This window comes from Bacillus sp. EAC (genome assembly GCF_002156875.1).
Taxonomy (GTDB): domain Bacteria; phylum Bacillota; class Bacilli; order Bacillales; family Bacillaceae_G; genus Gottfriedia.
In genome coordinates this window covers 182,904-205,498 of the sequence record NZ_NCSY01000004.1, presented here as the reverse complement: position 1 = coordinate 205,498, position 22,595 = coordinate 182,904, and the positions used below count along the sequence as shown (strand labels likewise).

The window sequence follows — 22,595 nt, the reverse complement described above, 5'->3', positions numbered from 1 at the left end:
TTTTAACATGTTGTTATACCACTTGGAGATTTGTAGATTTTCTACTCAAGGATGCTCGCTTTCCTTGGCACTGTTAATGGGCCACCTCATATTTATGTAATTTTGTAGCTAAATATATACTGTTCACCAAGTTTACCGATTTTTCTGTTGCCAGTATCTTTAAAACCAACTTTTTTATATAGTTTTTGAGCACTAATGTTTTTATAATTTACTGCCAAAATAATTTCATTAGACCATGGAAAAAGCTTTTTCACAAAAGAGTCGATTTGATTTAAACCATTTTTCGCATATCCTTTCCCTTGATGTTTAAAGTTTATTGAAAAAGCTGTTAACAACATCGCTTTTGGATTGTCAGTATATTCTTTAACTCTTTCACTAGAATGAAGGACAAAAAATCCTACTGGCTCTAATTTATTTAAAATGACGATCGGATGTCTTTTATTTGATACTTCTAACATTTCTGATGGCATTGCCGTAAACTTTTCTTGTTCATGCGGTAAATGAAACTGACTTAGAGATTCTAAATATTCCGACTTGAAAATTTGTAAATGTACCTCATTCATCACGTTTTCCTCCATATAAATATGGTCTTAATTTTTACCACTTATGTTGTAAATTATGTTGTAGCCCCAGCACTTGCACCATTGCTTCTTCGGCGCTTCTGGATTGCATTAACTCCCATTACAATCGCAATTAACTCTTGAGATGACATTTGATCAGTGTAGCTAGTTAATTTAAAGGCAGGAGATGAAAAGAAACCACTAACTCTTTCAAATTTACCAACCAAATTTGTTTCCTCTTTATAGATTTCGTATAGTTTAGAAAAGGCTTCTGACTTAATGAAAAAGATATCCCTTCCATAGGCTTCATACTCATACTTTTCAGCGAAGAATGCAAATTTGCTTTTTAATGAACCTATTTCTTGTGCCTGGTGATCATAAATTTTCCATTTCGAACTTAAAAAAGGAAATCTTCCACTAATTCTGATGTTACCTTCTTGATCTAATACATCTACCCCAGATGAAAACATACTAATTAAATCTAATTCTCCAATTTTCTCCTTTTGCTCATTATATATGTCTGTTTTACCGGTTGAAAAAAAGTTATCAGTAAAATATAACGGTTCCTGGTTCAATTGAATTCCCCCTTTATAAAATCTTTAATTTAAATAGATAAGTAAAATAATTATTACCTTTCCAAATGCCTTTAACTTCAAATATTTTTTCACCTTTTTGTGAGCCAATTTTAAAAATATATCCGTCATTTCTCTTCGTGTAGTGGTCATAAATATAATTCTTCTTATTTTTTGTATGTTCAAGTATCTCTACATTTTCTGGTTTTTTAGAGAAATGGATTTGTACATATTCTCCCTTTGTAGCAAGAATCCCCGTCTCTTTCTTAACAGTCGCATAGGTTTTTTCGTTTGTTAATCTATCTTTTTCAAATCCTTTTCCCCATGAAAAGTTTACTATTTTATAAGGGATCTTCTTATCAACTAATTCAAATCTAACTTTTGGTTTCTCTTCTTTTGACAAAATGGTTACATTAATGATTAGGTAAATTGTAGCAATAGTTAGTAGAAATAATACTGTATTTTTAAACATCAAACTTTACACTCCATCGTTTTATATTCGATACTTTAAATTTAATCTATTAACTATCAATTGTATATTGGGAAAATTTTTTAAACTTTTCTTCCTATATTTTTTGAAATCATAATTTAATATATGATGACAAAACTAGTTATTAAATAATAGTTTAAAGTATTATTATGAAGGAAGTCCGCTAAATATTTATGATGAAAGGAAATTAATTACATGAAAAACAATAATCCGGAATATTGGATATCAAAACTTGAACTAGAAGCTCATCCAGAAGGTGGATATTTTAAAGCTACATATCAATCAAATGAAAAAATCACAGATAACGAATTATCAGTTCAATTTAATGGCCAACGTTTACTTTATACAAGTATTTATTTTCTTTTAGAATCTCATGATGTTTCACATTTTCATCGATTAAAATCAGATGAATTATGGTATTTCCATGCTGGAAGCTCATTAACGATTCATGTAATTGATGAAGAAGGGTTCTATAATGAAGTGAAGCTAGGATTAGATTTAGAAAATGGAGAAGTCCCTCAGTTTTTAGTTCCAAAAAATTCAATTTTTGGTTCATCTGTTATGGAAAAAGACACATTTTCATTAGTAGGATGCATGGTTTCACCAGGTTTTGAATTTGAAGACTTTGAATTATTTACACAGGACGAACTCTTATCCACATATCCCGATCATGAAGAAATTATTAAAAAGCTTACTTATCAAAAACTTCCTGAACAAATTTAGACACCAAAAAGAAAGTGAGAACAATCTCACTTTCTTCTTCTTTTACTTCATATTTAAATAAGTAGTACTAGCGTAACCCTTTATACCTTTGTAAGAAATTATCGCCCATTTAAAGTCCATTTGAGTGCTACCTTTATGATAACCTAGAAAACTTACTTTAGCTCCTTTTGGAATAACTGTTAGTACTTTGTATTTTGTACTGGCACCACTACGTAAATTCAAATTTGCTTTTGTTGTAATTGTGGAGGGCAGTTTTGTTAAATAATTTGTATTTACATAGGCGATTCCACTTTTTGTAGTAGTTGTTTTAATAACTCCCCAGTTTGCATTATAAAATTTAATTATTTCAATCTGATCTTTCTTTCTTAATCTATCTACAACTTTTGAATTTGTGTTTGGGGCAGAACGTACATTTAAAGAGTTCGCTGTTACTTCATAAACAGTTAATGGTGCATTGATGACTGCAGCTTGAACTTTTTGGGGATTCACTGCCCCATTCGAAAACATTAAAGTCCCTGATAAAGCGACTGTAGATAATAATATTTTTAAAAATTTATTTTTCATTTCATTTAGCTCCTTTCTTTTGATAGCTCAATAATAAGGTAATAATGTTTCGAAATAGCTCATTAAATGTTTCAAAGTTGTAAACTTTCGTATTAATTTTTCAAAACAGTTTTCGTAATCTTTTTTGCTATTGAATATGAAATATTGTAGATTTTCACTCCAGCAGTCTCGCTTTCCGTGGTGCGGTCAGCGTAAATGCACCTGCGGGGTCCCACCCGAGTCTCGCACCTCCGCTCAAATCCCCTTCTAGATCAACAGTTTGATTTAACAAACCTATATAGAATCAAAGAGCTTTTTAAATTGGACTTATACAACAAAAAACAGACACTTTTTATGTCTGCTTAATCTTTTTCTATATGTCTACTGCCTCCATTTTTAAGATATTTTTTATATTCTCCCACCCATAACCAATTAACTTTAAATACTCCTTGCCTATTTTAATGCTTTCATTGTTTACAACTAACTTTGCACCCATTTTTTCATAGAATACACGAGATTGATTATTTTCTAAGACCCAAACAATAACAGAGTTAATATTTACAGAGTCGAATTTAATGAACAATTCTTTTAACAACTTTCTGCCTAAACCATTTGCTTGATATTTTTCATCTAGATAGATCGAAGTTACGTCCCCTTCGTAACCTGGATATTTTCCCGATTGCTCTTTTTGGCCACAAATAAACCCAACTATTTCTTCTTGCTCATTAACTGCTACAAAAATATAATTTTTAGAATTAGAGAATTGATTAGACCATAGCTTTCTCCTATTTTCATATGAAAGATTATTTAAAAAATCATCAGCAACTATGTTTTTATATGTCGTTCGCCAACTATCCACATGAACTTTTGCAATTCCGTCAATATCATTACTATTCGCTTCCCTAATGATCATTTGAAATACCTCCCAAAAAGCTAAATATTTAATAGTTATATTAATGTACCTATCTTCTTATGATAAAAACTCAGCTATTTATCAGTTAATATGCAAGTTTCCTATTGGGAAAATTTGTATAAAGATTGAATTGGATGGACAATCTAACTTTTGAATTTGTTTTATTGGGGGTACATAATGGATAATCAGCCAAGCAATGAAGAAATATTAACCAACCGTCAAGGGCATCCTGTTACTGACAATCAAAATGTACGAACTGTCGGAAATAGAGGACCTACAACTTTAGAAAACTATGATTTCTTAGAAAAAATTTCTCATTTTGATCGTGAGCGTATTCCCGAAAGAGTTGTACATGCTCGTGGAGCTGGGGCACATGGGTATTTTGAGGCCTATGGGAAGGTCGGAGAAGAACAAATTTCCAAGTATACTCGAGCGAAGTTATTTCAAGAAGCAGGAAAAAGCACACCCGTTTTCGTTCGATTCTCCACTGTAGTAGGCGGTGGGCATTCACCTGAAACTTTACGTGACCCCCGTGGTTTTGCAGTTAAATTTTACACTGAAGACGGAAATTGGGATTTAGTTGGAAACAATTTAAAAATCTTCTTTATTCGTGATCCGTTGAAGTTTCCGGATATGGTGCACTCATTTAAACCCGATCCTGTTACAAATCTACCTGACCCTGAGAGAATGTTTGACTTTCTACACTTAACACCAGAATCCACTCACATGGTAACTTTTTTATTTTCGCCTTGGGGCATCCCAGCAAATTACAGACAAATGCAAGGTTCTGGTGTAAATACTTATAAATGGGTCAATAAAGATGGTGAAGCAGTACTCGTTAAATACCATTGGGAGCCTCTGAATCAAGGAATAAAAAATCTATTACAGCATGAAGCAAATGAAATTCAATCGACTAATCATAATCATGCTACACAAGATTTATACGAAGCAATTGAACAAGGAAAGTATCCAGAATGGGAACTCTGCGTTCAAATTATGAGCGATGAAGAGCATCCCGAGCTCGACTTTGATCCACTTGACCCAACAAAACTTTGGGATCCGGAAAAGTTTCCATTTTTAAAAGTAGGAAAAATGGTTTTAAATAAAAATCCAGAAAATTATTTTGCCGAAGTCGAACAAGTAGCTTTTGGAACTGGAGTACTTGTTGATGGTCTTGATTTTTCTGATGACAAGTTACTTCAAGGACGAACTTTCTCTTATTCTGATACACAACGTTACCGAGTAGGGACCAATTATTTACAACTTCCAGTAAATTCACCTAAAACTCATGTAGCAACTAACCAACGAGATGGACAAATGGAATATAAAGTTGATATGGCTCCTGGACAAAATCCGCATGTTAATTATGAGCCGTCCTCTTTAGGTGGATTAAAAGAAGCACCAAACAATGGAAAAGAACACGAACCAAATTATAATGCAAAACTTGTACGTCAAAAGATTGATCGTCCAAATGACTTTTCTCAAGTTGGAAATACTTATAGAGCTTTTGATGAAATCGAAAAAAATGAACTAGTTTCAAACTTAGTTGACGCTTTAAAAATCTGTAAACCGCATATTCAAGAAACAATGATAGGCTACTTTACAGAAGCAGACTCTGATTATGGTAAAAGAGTACGAGAAGGCTTAGAGGTTGCAAAAAGAGAAAGAACTGAACATACCAGTAATGAAACAGCTGATGTTGCTGTTGATAAATCAAAAGAGATGGGACATTCTTCCGATCGTTACTAAAACATGTAAGATGTTGGTATAGTTGAACCAACATCTTTTTTTATTGCTTTTTCTAAAAGATTGTTGTGTTTTTACTGGTTTACATAAAGAAGAAGGTTAATAAACATTTTGATTGGAGCGGAAAGGTGCGAGACTCCTGCGGGAGTAGCGAGACAGATGAGACCCCGCAGGAGCACAGCGACGAGGAGGCTCATCGCCCGCCCCGCGGAAAGCGAGCATCCTGGATCGGAAATCAAACAATACCTTTACGAAAACAGGCTTCTTTATTTAGTCTAAATAATTACCTGAAAATTCCGATACATAATACACATTCAGTAATAAAAAGTATAAAATAAACTTATTCGGACAATATTGAATTTATTCACTACATAGGAAGCGAGTTGTTTTATCAATGAATAACCAGACGAAATTTAAAATACTTAAGCCAGCAAAAGAGATATTTGAAGCATTTGTTGATCCTTCTAAAATACGAAACTTTTGGTTTTCATCTAGCTCTGAAAGATGGGTTGAAGGAAAAGTTATCACTTTAAAGTATGATTTATACAACGCTGAAGGCGCTATTAAAATAATCGAAATCCAAGAAAACGAGAAAATAGTGTTCTCTTGGGGAGATTCTGAGGATGCTCATATCGTTACAATCACGCTAAATGAATTAGATCATTCAACTACTATAATTGAAGTGGTTGAAGAAGGTTTTAATGAAAATGATTCTAATTACGTACATCATATAATCGATAATAAAGAAGGCTGGGTATTTATGCTAAGCTGCTTAAAATGTTATTTGGAGTTTGGAGTAACTCAATTGCGCGGTGCATTAGTTAAATAATTTTCCTGGGATTAAAAAGGACTTGTTTTTAGACAAGCAGAATTAAAAAGGAAATGATCTCATATACTTTGAGTTTCACTTCCTTTTTCTTATTTTTTTAACTAATTAACAAACTCTTTGTGCGTTACTTAAATATACTCTTGTTTCATGCTGACCGGCTACAATGTAATTTTCATTCTCATTACAGATTCTCCAGCCATGTCCTTTAACATAATCACAAGGTACTAAAAGCTGTTTTTCAAGATACACACGCGAGACGGTACTATATCCAGATTCATTTTGAGTAGACGATGTAAACAAGATTCCATTATGAGCGCAAATATCTAAGTAACTTCCTTGCCCATCGGCGCTATAGCATGCGTTCCACTTATGTTCGCTTTTATTTCTAATGGAGGGTAATGGAATGAATTCCAAGACTCCATTCTTCCCACGACACGAGCCACTGACAGCTACAAGTAGTTCATCATGCACTAACATTGACGATATCATTTTTTCAGTCTCAACTTTAACTCTTACTGACTCAAACGTATTTAGATCGAGCATCCAGATTCCTCCATTTTCAGGATGAATCTTTGTACCGATAAATAACTTATCTTCAAATAAACATAAAGAACGAATTGAAGGAGAATTATTAACTGTAAATGGAGAAATTACTTTCCAGGTTTCTCCAAAGTTAGTCGATATGTAAATCACTTTCTCACCATGAGCTATTACAAGACCTTTTGAATTACAACATAAACTCCAAACACTTGCTTTCGTAGGGAAATGCTTTATTGACCAATCTTTCCCCTCATTCTCACTTTTAATAAATACCCCATTTTCACCAACACCATAAATCATTTTACCGACACATTTAAGATCTCGGATATGATAGTTTAATTGAGATAATGAATGAATCCAATGTCCGTCCTTTTCAATTAAAAGTCCGTTATTTGAGGTAGCTAATACGACACTACCGCTTTCAGTTCTTGAGACAGCAGTAGAACTGAACATGTTATTCATAGAGTTTCCTCAAGTTTATTTGAAAAGTTGAATGCAAAAGTAACACATCGTTCAATGTCTTCTTCTGTTTCAGGAGCCAATTCAACCTTAAGTCCTTCCTCGACTAGGTTCGCTCCACAAGCTATTAATCTTTCTTCTAATATATCAACCGCAGCGCAAAATTTAGGATACGCATGATCACCTGAACCAAATACAGCAACTTTCTTACCAGCTAAATCTAAGCCTTCGATGTCATCATAGAAATCTTCCACTTCGTAAGGTAGTTCTCCATCTCCCCATGTATATGCACCTAAAATAATGCCATCATAGTCTAATAGTTTTTGAGAACTAATGTTTTCAATTTCCTTCATTTCGATTTCATGACTTGGGGATTCAATTGTTGTTTTAATCAGTTCAGCGATATCTTCTGTATTTCCCGACATACTTGCAAATGCGATTAATATTTTTGCCATTTGTTCTCTCTCCTTAAAGGTTCTATTTATTTAGATTGTGTGTCCGTTGACATCATTCATTTTATTTTTTACATTCTTAATTCATTTGCAATAGAAAGAAATGACTCTCGATTATTCTCTTCTAGTGCCTCGTTTATCTTAAAATTTAAATGGTTTATTTTTAGTTCGATATCCCATGTAGAACTAAGTTTTCCATTTTCATATAGTTCTTCAATATCCTCAACATGTACATAAAACTCAAAGTCATTATTATTATCAATTAAATAATGCCACCCTAAGCAATCTACATATTTCCGCTCATTTGTCATTGTCCAAATATCACCTTCAAAGAATTCAATCAGATGTTGATGTTTTTGTCCTGGACAACAACAAGTTACCTGCTGATGAAACGCCTCAAGTATAATAAAATGTTTATCCATCGGTGTCCCTCCTTTTTCTTTTCGCTAATTTATTCTCATTAACAAAACAGAAGTAATAATCGAAATCCAATAATTGATACTGATAATCATTTTCATTAGTAATTTTATATGATAATGATTATCAATGTCAATTGTTTATTTAACTTTTTATAACACAAAAAAATACACCAACTTTTCATTTGGTGTATTTTCCTTCAAATTTAAAAAGATTTAGAAAGTCTCCATTTCTACGAGGAAATAATGACCTCATACTAAATCCCTTCCGCTTACTACTTTATTAGCAATTAATTCTTCATTGATTGTCTACCTAATAAACCGTATTTTTTTCCAAACCGTTTTAAGATCTTTATCCAAGAACCACCAAATACTGCGAGAAAAAATACATTACATACTGCATGTGCTAAATCAAAATAAAAACTTTTTATATAGGCTAATGCAATTAAAGACCAGCTTAACGCATCTGGCAAACTAATTAGAAACCAAATATTCATAATCCAGCCAAATAAAAATCCCCATATAAATCCAAAACTTAAAAGCCCAAGTCTTTTTTTCATCCACCATGTGTTTCTTAACCATCCTGCCGTTGCACCAATCATTCCCCAACAAAACATTTGCCATGGAGTCCAAGGTCCTTGGCCCAAAAATATATTTGATACAAGCGCTGCAATTGCACCAATTAAAAAACCAGTTTCTGAACCAAAAACAACAGCTGAAACAATAATAACAAATGAAGTAGGCTGGACACTAGGCAGTGGTGCAAAAGGAACTCTTCCAATTGCAGCAACTGCGGCAAGAACAGCAATTAAAACTAACTCCCGTGTCTCTATATTTCTTATTTCTAATCGTAGGAAAAATGGAACCATAGCAATTACAAGGAATGTTAAGCTTAATAATATATAATGGTCATCTAAAATAGCAGTTGAAAATGCTAGGACTCCTACTAACAAAATGACAATAACTAGAAGGAATAATCGCGCACGACCCATTTCCTTATCACATCCTCTTCAGTTAAGGCATTTGGTAGTCTATCTCGTACTAGCCTGTTAATCGATGTCGTATAAAAATAATTCTCGCTGAAAAAGTTAGATGGAACATCGTTAGTTGTAATATACCCATCAAATAACAAAGCACATCTTGATGTATGTCGTGCAGCAAACTCGACATCATGAGTTACCATCACGATTGTAGTACCTGTGTTACGAATATCCTGAAGCAGTTCAGCTAGACGTAGTTTCGCAATAGGATCAAGCCCTTTTGTAGGTTCATCGATTAACAAAATATCTGGCCTAGAAATAAGTACCATTGCTAATGCAACCTTCTGTTGTTGCCCCCCACTTAGATCATGGGGATGCATTTTTATAATATCTTCAATTTCTAGTAAGATAAGTAGATTTTTAATCTCTTTTTCTGGCTCTATTAATCCAGCTTGATTAGCCATAAGTAAAATTTCCTCTTCAACCGTATCATAGCTAAAATATATTAACGGATTTTGTGCCAAGTAACCAATTTTCTTCGATTTTGAAGTTTTTACTTTTCCTCGTTGTGGTGATAATAATCCAGCTAACACTTGTAGTAACGTTGTTTTACCTGCCCCATTACCACCTACTATCGCAAGAAATTCATTTTTATAAATTGATAGTGTGAGTTTTTTCAATACATCCTCTTCATTCTTTCCATACGAAAAAGTAACTTCTTTGCACTCCAAAATCATTTCACTATCTAAATTAGACTTTGAATCTACTACTTTATGATTCTGATATTCTTCATCATTTAATTCAAAAGATTTCGTAAACCAACTCTTACCTTCGCGCACAGTAAGTGGTAATTTTATCTCTCCCTCTTTAGGTTTCACACACTCTCCGTTTAAATAAAGTCTAGTGACAGCAGGTAGATAAGAAAGATCTGACTTATTTAATCCATTTCCAATTTCATTACAGAAATATTGAGGAGACCCAACGTATTTAATTTTGCCTTTTTCTAGCATAAACACTCGATCAGCCATTGGAATGACATCCTCTAACCTATGTTCACTTAAGATAACCGTTGTTGAAAAGTCTTGATTGATTTGGCGTAGTATTTGAAGAAACTCCTTTGCAGCAATTGGGTCTAACTGAGACGTTGGCTCGTCTAGTAATAACAACTTTGGCTGTAATAGTAAGACAGATGCTAAATTTAAAAGTTGTTTTTGACCACCTGATAATTCATGAACTGATTTATAAAGTAATGACTCTAATCCAAAATAATTGGCCATTTCTGCAAGTCTCTTACGCATAACAGTTAGAGAATATCCCATATTTTCCATAGAGAAAACAAGTTCATGCCATACCGTATCCATCACAATTTGGTTTTCTGGATTTTGAAAGACCATACCAATTTGCTCCGCAGCCCGCTTATTTGATATTGTTTCAATTCCCTCACCAAATACGAATATATTTCCAATTGTTTTTCCAATTGGCTTAATTTCTTGCTTCAGATGCTTGAGCAGTGTTGTTTTTCCACAACCTGAAGCTCCACATAACACGACGAACTCTCCTTCGTTAATTGTGAACGAAATATCTGATAATGAAGCATGATGCTCATCTGGGTACCAAAATGAAAGTCCTTCTACTTTAATCATTTCCACTTCAACCTTTCATTTATTTCTATAAACATGGGAAGGAATAAATACAAACAAAATATAAAATATAGAATCCATTCAATAGTAGAATAACGAATGGTCTCCAACATTGGATAAATTTCAAGTGTTCCATAACCACTAATCCGTCCTAAAATACAAGAAAGACCTAGAAGGCATAGAATAATTAAAAGGGTCCAATCTCTACGTTCCATACGATAAACAACATAAACTGATCTACGAGTAGTTCCATAGCCACGAGCTTTCATAGAATCAGAGGTTTGTAATGCTTCTTCCAGTGACCAAGTTAATAACACTCGCAAAAGTAACATTCCATCTCTCATTCTTTTTGTGAGACTTCCGTGCCTTATTGATATTCCTTTTGTTTGTTGGACTAAAGTAATTTGATGTAACCTTCTTCTAAATAAAGGAACAAATCGGATCGACATGAACGCAATAAGAGCTGTTTTTGGAGCAATTCCAGAAAATAAATACATAAATTTATCAGTAGTAATAATTTGCTGAAAAGATAAAAACGTCAAAAGTATTAAAAGTAACGAAAGCATCAATGTAACTCCGTAAAATACTGCTTCTAATGTTATTGGCTGATCCATGAAATACGTTAAAATGACTCGTCCTCTATGAGAAAATAATGGATTACATATCGCTATAGATCCACCCATTACTAAGTAATAAGGTAGTAACCCTCTTAACTTTATACCACCGTCATGCGTAAAATTTAAACCTATCATAAATAAAATAGCTGTTAAGAGAAAAAGTGGATGAAAAAAAATCATTGCAAATAGGAATACACCAACATAGTAAAAAAAACATACTAACGGATGTAAAGATATAAACCCACTTTTCATTTATAAGTTGCTCCTAAGTCTTTACCAAGATCCAATGTATAGAGCCACTCCACTTTATCACCTTTTTTCAAATGATAAGCTCCTGCACTTACATTCGGAAATACTGCGTTTACCCGATACATCCACCCACTCTTTCCACCGCGATCAAATTCATATAAATTATCAATTCCTTGCACGTAAGCTGTAGCTTTAAAGCCGGTATATTCCATTTGTATTTTATGACCACGCGTCACACGCTTCAAAACATCTAACACTGAATCTCCTTCTTTATATTCGACTTGTGATTTAGAAAAAATTGTTCCTACCTCTTTATCTCCAATAATTGAGAAGATAATAATATTTTTCTCTTCCTCTTTTTCAACTGGTTTTTTAGATATAATTTGTTTTTGCTGCTTATTCGTACTTGATGTACTATTTGTATTCTTTTTTTCGTTTGAAGCTTGATTTACCTGCTTAGTTTGTTTTTGTTTCTTTTCATTTACGTTATTTTCGGTAGAAGCTTTTTGCTCAGATTCTATTTTTGAGTTTGTCTCTTTCGTAGCTTCTTTCTTTTTTTGTTCAATTACTTCATTTTCTTTATCCTGTACATGTGTCGAGGCAACAGCTTGTTTCTCATTCGCTTCTTGTGTCGATAGAGTTTCCTTTTTCGACGTAGCATTACATCCAGTGACTGCTGTTACCATTACAACTGTTAATAATAGTAGTAAACTGTTTCTAATCAGCTTTAGCATCAGTTATACACTCCTTGTTTCAAAATTATAAGGAGTGAAGAGTTAATTAAACTCCTCACTCCAGCGTAAACGTTTCATTTTGTTACAAGAAATGGCTATTTAATTTTGTAGGAAATTACTTTCGTTTTATTTTTGGAACGATCCTGTGCGTAAATCTTCAAAGTGGACCCTTTCTTTTGTTTTGGGATGATAACTTTGAATGTTTTCTTACTTGTAACAGATGTTTTTGCGATTAATTTATTTCCATTAAAAATATAAATAGTTGAATAGACTTCACCTTTACCTGTCACTAATGTCGATTTACTTGTAGCTGAGCTAACAGTTGGTATAACAGGTGGCGTTTTATCCAAAACATTTACAATTCTTGTTTGACTTTTATTTCCACTAGCATCTGTAGCGTATAATTTTATTGTTACTCTCGCTTTTTGGGCACTGACTGAAATAGTGTAATGACCTAATGAATTTGCTTTAGAGAACCCTATTTCCTTTGAACCAACATATGCATAAATAGTTGAATACTTTTCAGCAGTTCCTTTGATTATGCGATCATTATTATCAACTTGACTAACATTGGGTGTTACTGGTGAAACACGATCTAAAACTTTATAAGTGTATACTTCATTCCCTACTAATGAGCTTTCTATTGTGAAGTACAGTATATTTCCAGCAGATTGTACAGGTATCTTCGTATTAAATACCCCTTTACTATTTCCTTTAGTTGTAGCTAATACTTTTCCTGATTTATTTTTTATAGTGATATTCGCATCTGGATATGTTTGTCCTGATACACTGTTTGAATTATTTGAGACTTCTGCAATTATAAATTTCGAATTTGAAACAAGTTGGTAGATTTTTTCTTTTCCATTATTATTACGATCAATAGAAACTAGTGCCATTAATGCTTGTTCAGTCGCCATTTCATTTGTTGACTGTCCATGTGTATGTGAAAAACCGCCATCCTTATTTTTAAAGCTAAACAAATTTGTTAGTAAGTCACCATTAACTTTTTTAAATGCGATTGAATTTGATTTAATACCAAGTGATGAAAGAGCAATAATGACTTGTGAAACACTTTCGCTGCTTTCTTCCCCATATTGCATATATCCACCGTTTTGGAGTTGCTCTTTAGATAGCCATTCAAGTGCCTGATCTACAGCATTTTTTACTTTTACTTGATCCTTATAAGAAGAAAGTGACGTAAGAACCATCGCTGTTATATCAACACTACTCTTATCACCTTTTGATAAAGGGAAACCTCCATCAACATTTTGTTGCTGTAATAACCAGTCAACTAGTGTTTCTCTTGTCCATTTTGCATTTGCAGGTATTTGATAATTGCCACTATCTAATGCAAGTAAAGCAAAAGTCGGGCCATTTATTCCCTGGATTATCATTCTCTCATTATTGTAAATTTTTTCAATTAAATTATAGCCTCCAATGTTCATCGGATTACCACCTGCTGCTTTAATAGCGATAGCAATTCTTTCATAGTCTGTTACTTTTCGGAACTCTCCATTTTCATCCTTCAAACTTTTCTCCACTTGTAATAAGTAGGAGTTTGGTAATATATACCCTGAACGAGCTAAGCCAAATGCTTCCCAGTCAGATAATGTTCCACTATTAACAATTTGATTAACAGCTTCTTTCACTTCATTGGTTACTGACACTATTTGCGAGTCCAGATCGTTTAATTTACTTCGATCAATGACAGCATATTTCGTAAAATGATTTACTTTACCAGTAATCACCCCTGTACTTGCATTTAATAATGCAGGAATAGGAATCCACTTATTACTTTTCTCATCAAGCCATGCGATTACTATATTGTTAAGGTCTATTTCCCCAATTGGAACTTTAATAGAAATATAGACTGGTTTATTAAAGATCGTTCCGTTAGGTGTAAATTCATATACGCTTGAAAGTTGTTCTGAACTCTTTAATTGCAATTCCTGAATATTTATTATTGTATCCTTTGAAATTGAGTTTGCAGGAACTATTATACTTACCTCTTCTGCGTTATCTTTAACTGTAGTATCAGAAGAATTAGAGATTGATTTACTTAATGAAATAATATTTTCTTGTAGCTTTTTCTTTAGTTCATTCGATTGTTGAACGCTCATTTTTGCTGAACTATTTTGTACAGCAGTTGTTTTCCCAACTTTATCAATTGGTTGTTTATTATCGTACGGTAATCCAATATTATTAATTTCTTGATCAATTTGTGGCGAGATAGGTGAAGGACTTCCTCCAGATCCACTACCACCGCCGTTCCCCCCACCTTGAGAAGGTTCTTTCGTATAGTCGTCAGTATATCGAATAACAATATTGTCTCCATTATTTAATACGTACTGCCCAACGCCTATATTAGGATCGATTCCATTAACGGAATATAACCATCCGCTATTTGGTCCGCCATCAAATTCGGACAATCCATTAATAGTAGAAATATAGTTACCACCATTATTTGTAAATGGAATACCTTTCTCAGTAAGTACTTTTTCAAATACATCCGAAACTGTTTTCCCTGCTTCGATCGTTGCATTTGTATTTGGTATACTTACGTCCTTCTTTGCAGCTGTGCTTAGTCCATTTACAGTTAAAGAGACAGAAATCGTCTGTGGTGCAACTGGTTTTGTTTGTAACGCTTGTTTTGATGTAGTTAAAATTGATAAAACTGAATCTACTTCATTTTGTGTGGCTTTCGTATTAGCTAATACTAATTTTGCATTGTTTAAACTTATCTGTAATGTTTGCCAGCTTGAATCCGTATAATTCCCTTGGGTTAATGCCTCTATTTCAGTAATTATTAATTGCAAATTTGTTTTATCAACAATAGGTGTTGGGTCAATTACTGGGCTGTTGACAAAGTCATATATTGAACCTTTTCCATTTAAGTAAAATATGTACTGATCCAGTGCATAAAGAGCTTGCTCTAAGGCTAACGAATTATTTTTTGTATCTGAAGTCATCCATTTAAATCCGCCATCTGGTAACTGATAGCTAAGTAAAGTTGTGACGACATTATTTCCGTTTTTTGTATATGAGGCACTAGTTGGGTCAATATTGTTTGAAGTTAACCCCATCAATACTTGAGAGGCACTGTTTGAATTCTCTGTTCCATAGGAAGCGAATCCTCCGGTTGGCAACTGTTTTACACTGAAAAAATCAGCAGCCTTATCGATAGCTGTTTTTACTAGTGGCTGACTATTGTACTTAGAAAGTGCTGTCATTGCCATCCCTGTAATATCCGGGTCACTGGCACTATTAAGATTTGAAGAAAGAGACCATCCACCATCAATATGTTGTAAGCTAAGTATTCCAGTAATTAGTGCATCCCGTTGTGTCTTCGCATTTAATGGAATTTCATAATTATTTGTATCTAAAGCAATTAATGAAAATATTTTCGCGTTCATCGCTACAGAATCGCTTTGATACAACTTTTCAACTAGGTTAATGTTGCCAATATTTGTAGGATCTCCGCCAAGTGATACTATACCAATGATTGTTCTAGCAATGTCCGTAACACTCAGATTACCTTTTACATAGTTTTCAATGGTTGCTAAACGTTGAGTTTTTATATCTGTTGAAACGGTAATACCTGATCTTGCTGCAGCCAATGCTACCCAATCACCAGAAATTGTTCCTGAACTCATCATTTTGGCAAATGATTTTCCAATTGCTGCTTCGATGTCCCCTTGATTGATTACATTTGTGTTTGTAGATACTTGATTTACTTCACCAAATACATGGTTACTACTAGTCGGTACTAACAAGGTGAAAATTAGAATAAGTGATAAAAACCGTGTAAATAAACTTTTCATGTTACTCCTCCTAAAAAAATAATAGCCTTCGACCTGGAAGATAGGTCAAAGGCTATTAGAAGTCATAAATACCGAAAAGACAACACGAATAACCCGCTCCCTATCGTCCGTAGAGATCGTGGCATACAATAAAGGCAGATATCCTGGCTTATGCGTCATCGTTCCTCTTAACCTTCCCATCTATTAAGACAGTGGCATTTAAAGATTTACTCAGCAAATACAGTGGCGGGACCGCGCCGGAATTGAACCGGCTTCCCTTTTAAGCAAGCTTTCTTACAAACTCGCACCTCTATTTTTATTATATTTAATTTTTAAAATTTTCTATCTAATCATATATACTAATTCACTTTTTGTCCACCAATTACTTTATCTTTAAACCCACCATTTTTCCTGAGGAATGATCACTGTCTTTAGATTAAAATGATGTTTAAACCAATCATTCATTAACGTTTTATGAGTGATAAATTCAGAAGCCGCGTGGGAAACTCCTATGAGAGACATGGATGTTTCTTTCACAAACTCCTTCATTTCGGCATATCTTTGTTTCCCATATTCGTTATTTATATGACAATGGATTTCACCTGTTAAATAAGCTTGTGCACCTTGTTTTTGAGCTTGCTTCATCCATTCAACTTTATCACCGCAGCCTGCAACTATTGCAATTTTTTCGATATCATTTCTTTTCTGACCTTCAAAATCGACATATGGAATATCAAATATTTCTTTGACTTGAGAAACAAAACGATTCGTATCCGTTTTGTTCACACGACAAATTAATATATATTCTTCAATTTTATCTTCTATTTCGGCGTTTAATTCATTTGCCATAGCGATATGAGGTCCTAATTTCATATGCAAATCCATAGGGATATGACATGTATAAACTGATAATTTCTTTTCCTTTATTCGACGGATATACCTCTCTTTAATTGGGATAAATCCCCTGCCCCAGTTTCCATTTGGGTCTCCACACTCCATCACGATTGGATGATGCATGAACAATAGATCTCCTTCATTGCCCTCGCTAATAAATCGTTCTAAAATCTCGTCTGTTGGGAATACCGCTAAAAAAACTTTATGTACAAAAGGCGACCCCTTAATCATTAGTCCATTAAAAAATGTCGTAAACTCTTTTTCGAAATTATGTTTCCAATCAAATTCAATTGAATTAAATGCATTTGGAACAAAACGACTAAACGACGAATCACTTCCATATGATTTTATATTAAACTCTTTATCTAATTTATTACTAATTGCTGACAGTTCAACCATCTTACCCACTCCAATTGTAAATAGAGATTAACTCTTTTATATAGTCATTTCAATTTCCTATTAAATCTGTTTTTAATAAAATATAATTCATTTAATAATTCTTTAAAATCCACAAAACCCCTCTAAAAAAACCACCAAATTGTTGGTGGATTAGTCTTGTTCGTATTATCTTCTTTGATTTAAACCCCTTAAATATAGAAATACAATGGCTAAACTTACTATTCCTATAATAATAAATGGCATAATTCCAGAACTAAACACCATGTAGATTGTAATGTGACGAATGGCAGTGACAATTAGAAAAATAAGTAAAAAGCAAATTAATAATGTGATTAGAGCCATATTTTTATTTCTTTTCATACTTCAGCCCCTTTCAAAGAAAAACAACATTCGATTGTATATTCTTTAAATCAAACTGAAACCAACTCTTTTATTCTTAATATATATCTTACTTATAAAATCAATGATTTATTTTGATAATTTATAACCTACATTTAATTTTTAATTCGTTATTTAAAATGGCTGTTTTCGTAAACTTTGTTGCCAGTAAACATGGAGAAATGTAGAATTCCTCTCCAGGTTGCTCGTTTTTTAGTTCTGTCCTGCTATTCCTACAGGATCTCGTATATCTGATACAATCATCTTTTTTATTTACAGTTTGTTTTACAATTTATCTAAAATAGTCAGGTTACATTATTTACTAAGAATGGTTAAACCCTGATTTATAATTGTCCCAATGTGCTCTCCTAAACAGATTCTTTCCATTACTCCAGATTCATCAAAATTAAAAATGTGAACTGGCATTTTATAATCTCTAGCAAGTAATAGCGCAGATTGATCCATCACCTTAATATTATTTTTAACTACGTCATTGTAATTTAGATTACTATACATTTTCGCATCAATATTTTGTTTTGGATCACTTGTAAAAACTCCGTCCACTCCCTGCTTTGCCACTAATATTGCATCGCTATTTGTTTCGATTGCTCGTTGAACACTAGGATAATCTGTCGTAACAAAAGGCTGACCATTTCCCCCACCAAAAATCACAATGTATCCTTTATTTAGATGTTGAACAGCTCGTAATCTTATATAAGGTTCAGCAACAGCATTTACTGGAATAGAAGTCATCACCCGTACCTCTTTATCTATCTTACTTTTTAATACTCCCCTTAACATTAAACTATTAATAATAGTACCTAACGTTCCAATATTATCAGCTTCTACTCTATCAATTCCCCAACTTTCAGCTAAACTCCCTCTAAATATGTTTCCTCCACCTACAACCAAAGATACTTCTACACCCAAATTTACTAAGGATAAAATTTCATTAGAAATATGTTCTAATCGATCTGAACCAAAACTATTTCCATCTTGATCCGCTAAAGCTCCACCACTAAGTTTAATTAGTACACGTTTATATTTTGTCACTAAATTTTCCCCTCTCATTCGTAATTAAATTCATAAAAAAAGAACTAAAGACTGATAGTCATTAGTTCTAAAAAAAATACGATAGAGAGAAAGATAAATGAAAATACCAACCACTTTCAAAAGAAAATCTGACATTTTTCATTTTACTTTCCCTCCTTCATTTGTTTTTTAACTAGTCTAAATATTCCTTAAGTAAGTTTATTAAATAGTTTATTTTTGGTCAAGGAATTTTATTAACATTTAGTAATGTGAAACTATAAAAAATTATGTTCTTTAAAAAATTTAATCATCCAATCTTCCATTTCAACTGGAGTTCTTTTATCAACATTTACAAATGTCGTATTAAATTGACTAAACCATTCTCTTTCAAATTGATACAATTTCATGTTTTGCTCAAACGAGTTTCGAGAACGATTTTTATCGTTTAACATTCTTTTTCTCAGTGTTTCCTCACTTGCATCTAAATAGATAATCAAATCTGAACGACATTTACGGAGCTTTATTAGTTCTTGTTCCAAGTCAGATTCAATATGCCAATTAACTCCATTTGCAATCGGAAAATGTATTGTGTAAAATTCTATATCCTCAGGTCCTCTATCAAATATAACTTTACAATCTGGTAGTTGATTAAATCGATCAATTTCATTTTCGATAAATAATCGCTGATTGGCCAGAAACCCTTCCTCTGTGTGAATATCTATATTCAACTTCTTACGTTTCTCTACAACAGGAAAAGGATTTTCATATGTAAAAATAATGTCTTTATCTCTTAACCTATTTTCAATACGTTTTATCAAAGTTGTCTTGCCACTAGCCATTCCACCTTGAAACGATATTTTTTTCAACGCCTTACTTCCTCTCCTAGAAATAGTAGGAACACTCTAGTAGATTATTCTTTTACCAAGTTTAAAGTCTTTTCTCCAAAAAATAATGATTATGTCCTTTTGGATGGTCTTCACTTACACCAATCACTTTAAATCCATGTTTCTTATAAAATTCTGGAGCCTGAAAACTAAATGTATCTACATTAATCAGTCTACAGCCCTTTTCAATTGCTAACTCTTCTACTTTATTTATCAGTTTACTGCCATAACCTTCATGTCGATAATCCTCTGATACCCATAAATAATCAATGTGCATGTGCTGCCAGAAAGTAGTTACTGTTATTCCCCCAACTATTTCTTCCTCTTCATTTTTTACGATAAAACTAATATTTTCCTTAGGAATTTTTAATTCATCTGGAAGACACTTCATATTATGCTCTATTACTTTTTGTCTAATAAAATCACTTTCATCTTGTTTCCATTGTTTAATAATTTCCACCAAAAATCCTCCCCATTCCCTTTATAATTGTATACCCTCGCTAAAAAAAATCGTATTTTATAAATTACTTGGCATACTTGCTTCTTTCAAACTATTTACTTTCCAGGAAATGATTGTTGTGCTATCTCTTACATTTTCTTCTTGGATTTTCAATAACAGTGATTGCACATTTCTCTCATCTGACTTATCCAAAAAAGCTTTAAATATATCTTTTGGATTCGAAAAAGGGTCATTTGGACACTCAATTAGTCCATCAGTTGTTAGTAAGATATGGTTTATCCCTTTTCTTAATTCTTTTATTCCACTACTAAAGCATGGCACTGATTGTTCAAACGTATTGACTTGTCCAACCCACTCAAAAAATTGTCTTTGATTTAATTGATATTGCCCTAGTGCAGAAAGTTCTGGATGGTATAAATATAAAATGCAATCTCCAATTGAAAACCACCAAATGTATTTATCTTTTCTAACTATTATTAAGCATGCAGTCTCTCCCTGAGTATTTCTACACTCTTCTATAAATGCTTTCTCTTGAAAGATATTTAACACCTTTTCTTCAAGATTTTTATAAGAATAAAAGTTAGTTAGCGTTGATAGTAAACTCTTTATTTCCAATTTATATTTATCGAATTGCTTTAATACGATTTCAGCACTTTTCGCTGTATTATGAGCATCCAATAACATAATAAACTCCCAATCTTCACTCTCGTTTGACCAAACTAAACATCCATCTTCATTCTTATATTGACCTGCTTTCGAATTACCACCATACCTACCAAGCACGACATTGTTTAAAGTAATGACGTCAGGTTTATCTACAAAGCTTCCTTGGCTACCGACCCAGCTAAAATCTCTTACTTTTTTATTCATGACTGTTATTGTCTAAATAAGTTTTTAGTCTGTTACAAAGATTAATTACACCGCTATTATCCCCATTAGAGCCTCTTGCTAATTTGGGATCATCAGTTTCATCATAAAATTTAAGTGAAATAGCATCGTTTGTTATTGTGAAATTGGCCATAATTATTACCTCCCAGTAAAATACTATTTTTTACTATTCGCTCTAATATCTGATTAACCTTCTAAACTAATAATAGAAAATATTAGTTATCAGAAATTTATAAAATTATATATAATAGTTTTACATACTTCTAGTAACTATTTTGAAAGGGGCGATTAGTGTGTTTACTCATCAGATTGATAAAAATACCGTTTTAAAAATGTTATTACAATGAAGAACATGGATCATTTAAAACAATGGTTACCATTAATTGCAAATAACAAATTTTTAGAGGATACGGAAAACTTTATAAAATCAACACAGAAGCAATATGCAGAAAATAATGGCATACAAGCAGGGATATGGCATAATGGTGAAATCGCTGGCGTAATAGGGTTCCATAAAATTGATTGGCATAACAAATCAACAAGCATTGGATATTGGTTAGGGAAAGGTTTTGAAGGCTGCGGAATAATGACAAATGCATGTCGTGCTTTTGTCAATTATGCAATAAATGACTTAAAATTAAATCGAGTTGAAATTAGAGCAGCTGTGGAAAATACTAAGAGTAGAGCAATTCCAGAAAGACTCCGCTTCATCCATGAGGGCCAAATTAGAAATGCTGAATGGCTTTACGATCATTATGTTGATCATATTGTATATGGTATGCTAGCTGTCGACTGGAATGGTTAGTGGTTTAATAGATTTCTGACAAGGAGACGCCCCCTTTTAGTTCAAAAAGGGGGTTTATTCATATAAACTCTCGGATATTCCTTATGAAAATATGCTAAAAAGGCTTTGGTACTTCAATAACAGTAAATTATTGAACAGTTTAACCATGTATTTTTACTCTAGCTTTCTTTGGCACTTCTAATTCTTTCACCTCTTCATATGTGCTAATAGGTTTAGTTCCATCTTTATACTTACCTTTAGCTACATAAACACGCAGAAATGAATCTAACTTTAAATTTTTGGCAGCACTGAAAGTAACAATTTCTTGTTTTCCATTTTCATCGTATGCTTTTATTTGATAATAGTAGCGGTTAAACGAATCCCCTTTCTCATCTTTTATTGTCTTTTTTTGTCCATGTTCAGTTATATGAACGTACATCTCTTTTGTTCCGATCGTTTGCTTTGTATGAGGATCTAGACAACCAAATAATAAAAGTGAAACGATTACTATAAAGGTAATAACTGTTAAATGCCTTTTCAAATTGTACACCCCTAATTAGTTTACTTTGTGCCTATTTATTTTAAACAATCTACAGGCTTTTCATTATGATTG

The 22,595-nt window shown here is 32.9% G+C and carries 24 protein-coding genes, 1 pseudogene and 1 riboswitch; of the genes and pseudogenes, 4 read left to right on the top strand and 21 right to left on the bottom strand.

Annotated features, from left to right (window positions below):
- Positions 1-92: 92 nt before the first annotated feature.
- Genes B7R65_RS08455 through B7R65_RS08445 form a run of 3 tightly spaced genes read right to left on the bottom strand, consistent with a single transcriptional unit; the run spans position 93 to position 1,604 of the window.
- The gene (locus B7R65_RS08455) at positions 93-563 is read right to left on the bottom strand and encodes a GNAT family N-acetyltransferase (RefSeq protein ID WP_088042329.1); all 471 of its coding nucleotides are present in this window, start codon (positions 561-563) and stop codon (positions 93-95) included.
- A gap of 53 nt (positions 564-616) precedes the next feature.
- Positions 617-1,135 carry an LURP-one-related family protein gene (locus tag B7R65_RS08450; protein WP_088042328.1) on the bottom strand — a complete coding sequence of 173 codons (519 nt, stop codon included), beginning with the start codon at positions 1,133-1,135 and terminating at the stop codon, positions 617-619.
- A gap of 13 nt (positions 1,136-1,148) precedes the next feature.
- Positions 1,149-1,604 carry a hypothetical protein gene (locus B7R65_RS08445; protein WP_088042327.1) on the bottom strand — a complete coding sequence of 152 codons (456 nt, stop codon included), beginning with the start codon at positions 1,602-1,604 and terminating at the stop codon, positions 1,149-1,151.
- 213 nt (positions 1,605-1,817) lie between these two features.
- On the opposite strand from B7R65_RS08445, the gene B7R65_RS08440 reads away from it, so the two are divergent.
- Positions 1,818-2,345, top strand: coding sequence for a cupin domain-containing protein (locus tag B7R65_RS08440; protein ID WP_088042326.1), 528 nt, complete (start codon positions 1,818-1,820; stop codon positions 2,343-2,345).
- A 42-nt stretch (positions 2,346-2,387) separates the two neighbouring features.
- On the opposite strand, the gene B7R65_RS08435 is transcribed toward B7R65_RS08440, so the two are convergent.
- Positions 2,388-2,909: an SH3 domain-containing protein gene (locus B7R65_RS08435; protein WP_088042325.1), complete on the bottom strand. Its 522-nt coding sequence runs from the start codon at positions 2,907-2,909 to the stop codon at positions 2,388-2,390.
- A gap of 352 nt (positions 2,910-3,261) precedes the next feature.
- Complete coding sequence (locus tag B7R65_RS08430) at positions 3,262-3,801, bottom strand: GNAT family N-acetyltransferase (RefSeq protein ID WP_088042324.1); 540 nt, start codon at positions 3,799-3,801, stop codon at positions 3,262-3,264.
- 195 nt (positions 3,802-3,996) lie between these two features.
- Between B7R65_RS08430 and B7R65_RS08425 the strand changes: the two are divergent.
- Positions 3,997-5,550: pseudogene (locus B7R65_RS08425) on the top strand (catalase); the annotation flags it as partial.
- A gap of 391 nt (positions 5,551-5,941) precedes the next feature.
- Complete coding sequence (locus B7R65_RS08420; protein ID WP_088042322.1) at positions 5,942-6,376, top strand: SRPBCC family protein; 435 nt, start codon at positions 5,942-5,944, stop codon at positions 6,374-6,376.
- Positions 6,377-6,481: 105 nt separating this feature from the next.
- Here B7R65_RS08420 and B7R65_RS08415 read toward each other — a convergent pair whose 3' ends face one another.
- From B7R65_RS08415 to B7R65_RS21275, 15 genes are all read right to left on the bottom strand, one after another.
- Positions 6,482-7,378 carry a WD40/YVTN/BNR-like repeat-containing protein gene (locus B7R65_RS08415; protein WP_088042321.1) on the bottom strand — a complete coding sequence of 299 codons (897 nt, stop codon included), beginning with the start codon at positions 7,376-7,378 and terminating at the stop codon, positions 6,482-6,484.
- Positions 7,375-7,830 carry a flavodoxin gene (locus B7R65_RS08410; RefSeq protein WP_088042320.1) on the bottom strand — a complete coding sequence of 152 codons (456 nt, stop codon included), beginning with the start codon at positions 7,828-7,830 and terminating at the stop codon, positions 7,375-7,377. Before B7R65_RS08410 ends, B7R65_RS08415 begins: the two co-directional genes overlap by 4 nt.
- 68 nt (positions 7,831-7,898) lie before the next feature.
- Positions 7,899-8,249: a hypothetical protein gene (locus B7R65_RS08405; RefSeq protein WP_088042319.1), complete on the bottom strand. Its 351-nt coding sequence runs from the start codon at positions 8,247-8,249 to the stop codon at positions 7,899-7,901.
- 284 nt (positions 8,250-8,533) lie between these two features.
- Entirely contained in the window at positions 8,534-9,235 is a 702-nt protein-coding gene (locus B7R65_RS08400; protein ID WP_088042318.1) for an ECF transporter S component, read from the bottom strand.
- Positions 9,208-10,866, bottom strand: coding sequence for an ABC transporter ATP-binding protein (locus B7R65_RS08395; protein ID WP_088042317.1), 1,659 nt, complete (start codon positions 10,864-10,866; stop codon positions 9,208-9,210). Before B7R65_RS08395 ends, B7R65_RS08400 begins: the two co-directional genes overlap by 28 nt.
- Positions 10,863-11,732 (bottom strand): energy-coupling factor transporter transmembrane component T, encoded by an 870-nt coding sequence (locus B7R65_RS08390; protein WP_088042316.1) that lies wholly within the window; start codon positions 11,730-11,732, stop codon positions 10,863-10,865. Before B7R65_RS08390 ends, B7R65_RS08395 begins: the two co-directional genes overlap by 4 nt.
- Complete coding sequence (locus B7R65_RS08385; RefSeq protein WP_088042315.1) at positions 11,729-12,463, bottom strand: DUF4430 domain-containing protein; 735 nt, start codon at positions 12,461-12,463, stop codon at positions 11,729-11,731. The genes B7R65_RS08390 and B7R65_RS08385 overlap by 4 nt, the downstream gene beginning before the upstream one ends.
- A 95-nt stretch (positions 12,464-12,558) precedes the next feature.
- The gene (locus B7R65_RS08380) at positions 12,559-16,284 is read right to left on the bottom strand and encodes an Ig-like domain-containing protein (protein WP_088042314.1); all 3,726 of its coding nucleotides are present in this window, start codon (positions 16,282-16,284) and stop codon (positions 12,559-12,561) included.
- 116 nt (positions 16,285-16,400) lie between these two features.
- Positions 16,401-16,590, bottom strand: a riboswitch (cobalamin riboswitch).
- A 66-nt stretch (positions 16,591-16,656) separates the two neighbouring features.
- Positions 16,657-17,556 carry a Nif3-like dinuclear metal center hexameric protein gene (locus tag B7R65_RS08375; RefSeq protein ID WP_088042313.1) on the bottom strand — a complete coding sequence of 300 codons (900 nt, stop codon included), beginning with the start codon at positions 17,554-17,556 and terminating at the stop codon, positions 16,657-16,659.
- A 165-nt stretch (positions 17,557-17,721) separates the two neighbouring features.
- Positions 17,722-17,916, bottom strand: coding sequence for a hypothetical protein (locus B7R65_RS08370; protein ID WP_088042312.1), 195 nt, complete (start codon positions 17,914-17,916; stop codon positions 17,722-17,724).
- Positions 17,917-18,249: 333 nt separating this feature from the next.
- The gene (gene pyrH / locus B7R65_RS08365) at positions 18,250-18,987 is read right to left on the bottom strand and encodes a UMP kinase (RefSeq protein WP_088042311.1); all 738 of its coding nucleotides are present in this window, start codon (positions 18,985-18,987) and stop codon (positions 18,250-18,252) included.
- Between the two features lie 254 nt (positions 18,988-19,241).
- Positions 19,242-19,832: an AAA family ATPase gene (locus tag B7R65_RS08360; protein WP_256941215.1), complete on the bottom strand. Its 591-nt coding sequence runs from the start codon at positions 19,830-19,832 to the stop codon at positions 19,242-19,244.
- Positions 19,833-19,893: 61 nt separating this feature from the next.
- Positions 19,894-20,310, bottom strand: a complete 417-nt coding sequence (locus B7R65_RS08355) for a GNAT family N-acetyltransferase (RefSeq protein ID WP_088042310.1) — start codon at positions 20,308-20,310, stop codon at positions 19,894-19,896.
- Between the two features lie 57 nt (positions 20,311-20,367).
- Positions 20,368-21,180, bottom strand: a complete 813-nt coding sequence (locus B7R65_RS08350; protein ID WP_088042309.1) for a protein phosphatase 2C domain-containing protein — start codon at positions 21,178-21,180, stop codon at positions 20,368-20,370.
- Complete coding sequence (locus tag B7R65_RS21275) at positions 21,173-21,331, bottom strand: hypothetical protein (RefSeq protein ID WP_179194814.1); 159 nt, start codon at positions 21,329-21,331, stop codon at positions 21,173-21,175. Before B7R65_RS21275 ends, B7R65_RS08350 begins: the two co-directional genes overlap by 8 nt.
- Positions 21,332-21,541: 210 nt before the next feature.
- On the opposite strand from B7R65_RS21275, the gene B7R65_RS08345 reads away from it, so the two are divergent.
- Positions 21,542-22,003: a GNAT family N-acetyltransferase gene (locus B7R65_RS08345; protein ID WP_088042308.1), complete on the top strand. Its 462-nt coding sequence runs from the start codon at positions 21,542-21,544 to the stop codon at positions 22,001-22,003.
- A 139-nt stretch (positions 22,004-22,142) separates the two neighbouring features.
- Here the strand turns inward: B7R65_RS08345 and B7R65_RS08340 are convergent, their stop codons facing one another.
- Entirely contained in the window at positions 22,143-22,523 is a 381-nt protein-coding gene (locus B7R65_RS08340) for a YxeA family protein (RefSeq protein WP_179194813.1), read from the bottom strand.
- Positions 22,524-22,595 lie beyond the last annotated feature (72 nt).

What these genes read in the sequence shown, in the direction of transcription:
- B7R65_RS08455 (WP_088042329.1), bottom strand. Translation starts at nt 563, where the DNA reads ATGAATGAGGTACATTTACAAATTTTCAAGTCGGAATATTTAGAATCT.
- B7R65_RS08445 (WP_088042327.1), bottom strand. Translation starts at nt 1,604, where the DNA reads ATGTTTAAAAATACAGTATTATTTCTACTAACTATTGCTACAATTTAC.
- B7R65_RS08440 (WP_088042326.1), top strand. Translation starts at nt 1,818, where the DNA reads ATGAAAAACAATAATCCGGAATATTGGATATCAAAACTTGAACTAGAA.
- B7R65_RS08435 (WP_088042325.1), bottom strand. Translation starts at nt 2,909, where the DNA reads ATGAAAAATAAATTTTTAAAAATATTATTATCTACAGTCGCTTTATCA.
- B7R65_RS08430 (WP_088042324.1), bottom strand. Translation starts at nt 3,801, where the DNA reads ATGATCATTAGGGAAGCGAATAGTAATGATATTGACGGAATTGCAAAA.
- B7R65_RS08420 (WP_088042322.1), top strand. Translation starts at nt 5,942, where the DNA reads ATGAATAACCAGACGAAATTTAAAATACTTAAGCCAGCAAAAGAGATA.
- B7R65_RS08415 (WP_088042321.1), bottom strand. Translation starts at nt 7,378, where the DNA reads ATGAATAACATGTTCAGTTCTACTGCTGTCTCAAGAACTGAAAGCGGT.
- B7R65_RS08410 (WP_088042320.1), bottom strand. Translation starts at nt 7,830, where the DNA reads ATGGCAAAAATATTAATCGCATTTGCAAGTATGTCGGGAAATACAGAA.
- B7R65_RS08405 (WP_088042319.1), bottom strand. Translation starts at nt 8,249, where the DNA reads ATGGATAAACATTTTATTATACTTGAGGCGTTTCATCAGCAGGTAACT.
- B7R65_RS08400 (WP_088042318.1), bottom strand. Translation starts at nt 9,235, where the DNA reads ATGGGTCGTGCGCGATTATTCCTTCTAGTTATTGTCATTTTGTTAGTA.
- B7R65_RS08395 (WP_088042317.1), bottom strand. Translation starts at nt 10,866, where the DNA reads ATGATTAAAGTAGAAGGACTTTCATTTTGGTACCCAGATGAGCATCAT.
- B7R65_RS08390 (WP_088042316.1), bottom strand. Translation starts at nt 11,732, where the DNA reads ATGAAAAGTGGGTTTATATCTTTACATCCGTTAGTATGTTTTTTTTAC.
- B7R65_RS08385 (WP_088042315.1), bottom strand. Translation starts at nt 12,463, where the DNA reads ATGCTAAAGCTGATTAGAAACAGTTTACTACTATTATTAACAGTTGTA.
- B7R65_RS08380 (WP_088042314.1), bottom strand. Translation starts at nt 16,284, where the DNA reads ATGAAAAGTTTATTTACACGGTTTTTATCACTTATTCTAATTTTCACC.
- B7R65_RS08375 (WP_088042313.1), bottom strand. Translation starts at nt 17,556, where the DNA reads ATGGTTGAACTGTCAGCAATTAGTAATAAATTAGATAAAGAGTTTAAT.
- B7R65_RS08370 (WP_088042312.1), bottom strand. Translation starts at nt 17,916, where the DNA reads ATGAAAAGAAATAAAAATATGGCTCTAATCACATTATTAATTTGCTTT.
- B7R65_RS08350 (WP_088042309.1), bottom strand. Translation starts at nt 21,180, where the DNA reads ATGAATAAAAAAGTAAGAGATTTTAGCTGGGTCGGTAGCCAAGGAAGC.
- B7R65_RS21275 (WP_179194814.1), bottom strand. Translation starts at nt 21,331, where the DNA reads ATGGCCAATTTCACAATAACAAACGATGCTATTTCACTTAAATTTTAT.
- B7R65_RS08345 (WP_088042308.1), top strand. Translation starts at nt 21,542, where the DNA reads ATGAAGAACATGGATCATTTAAAACAATGGTTACCATTAATTGCAAAT.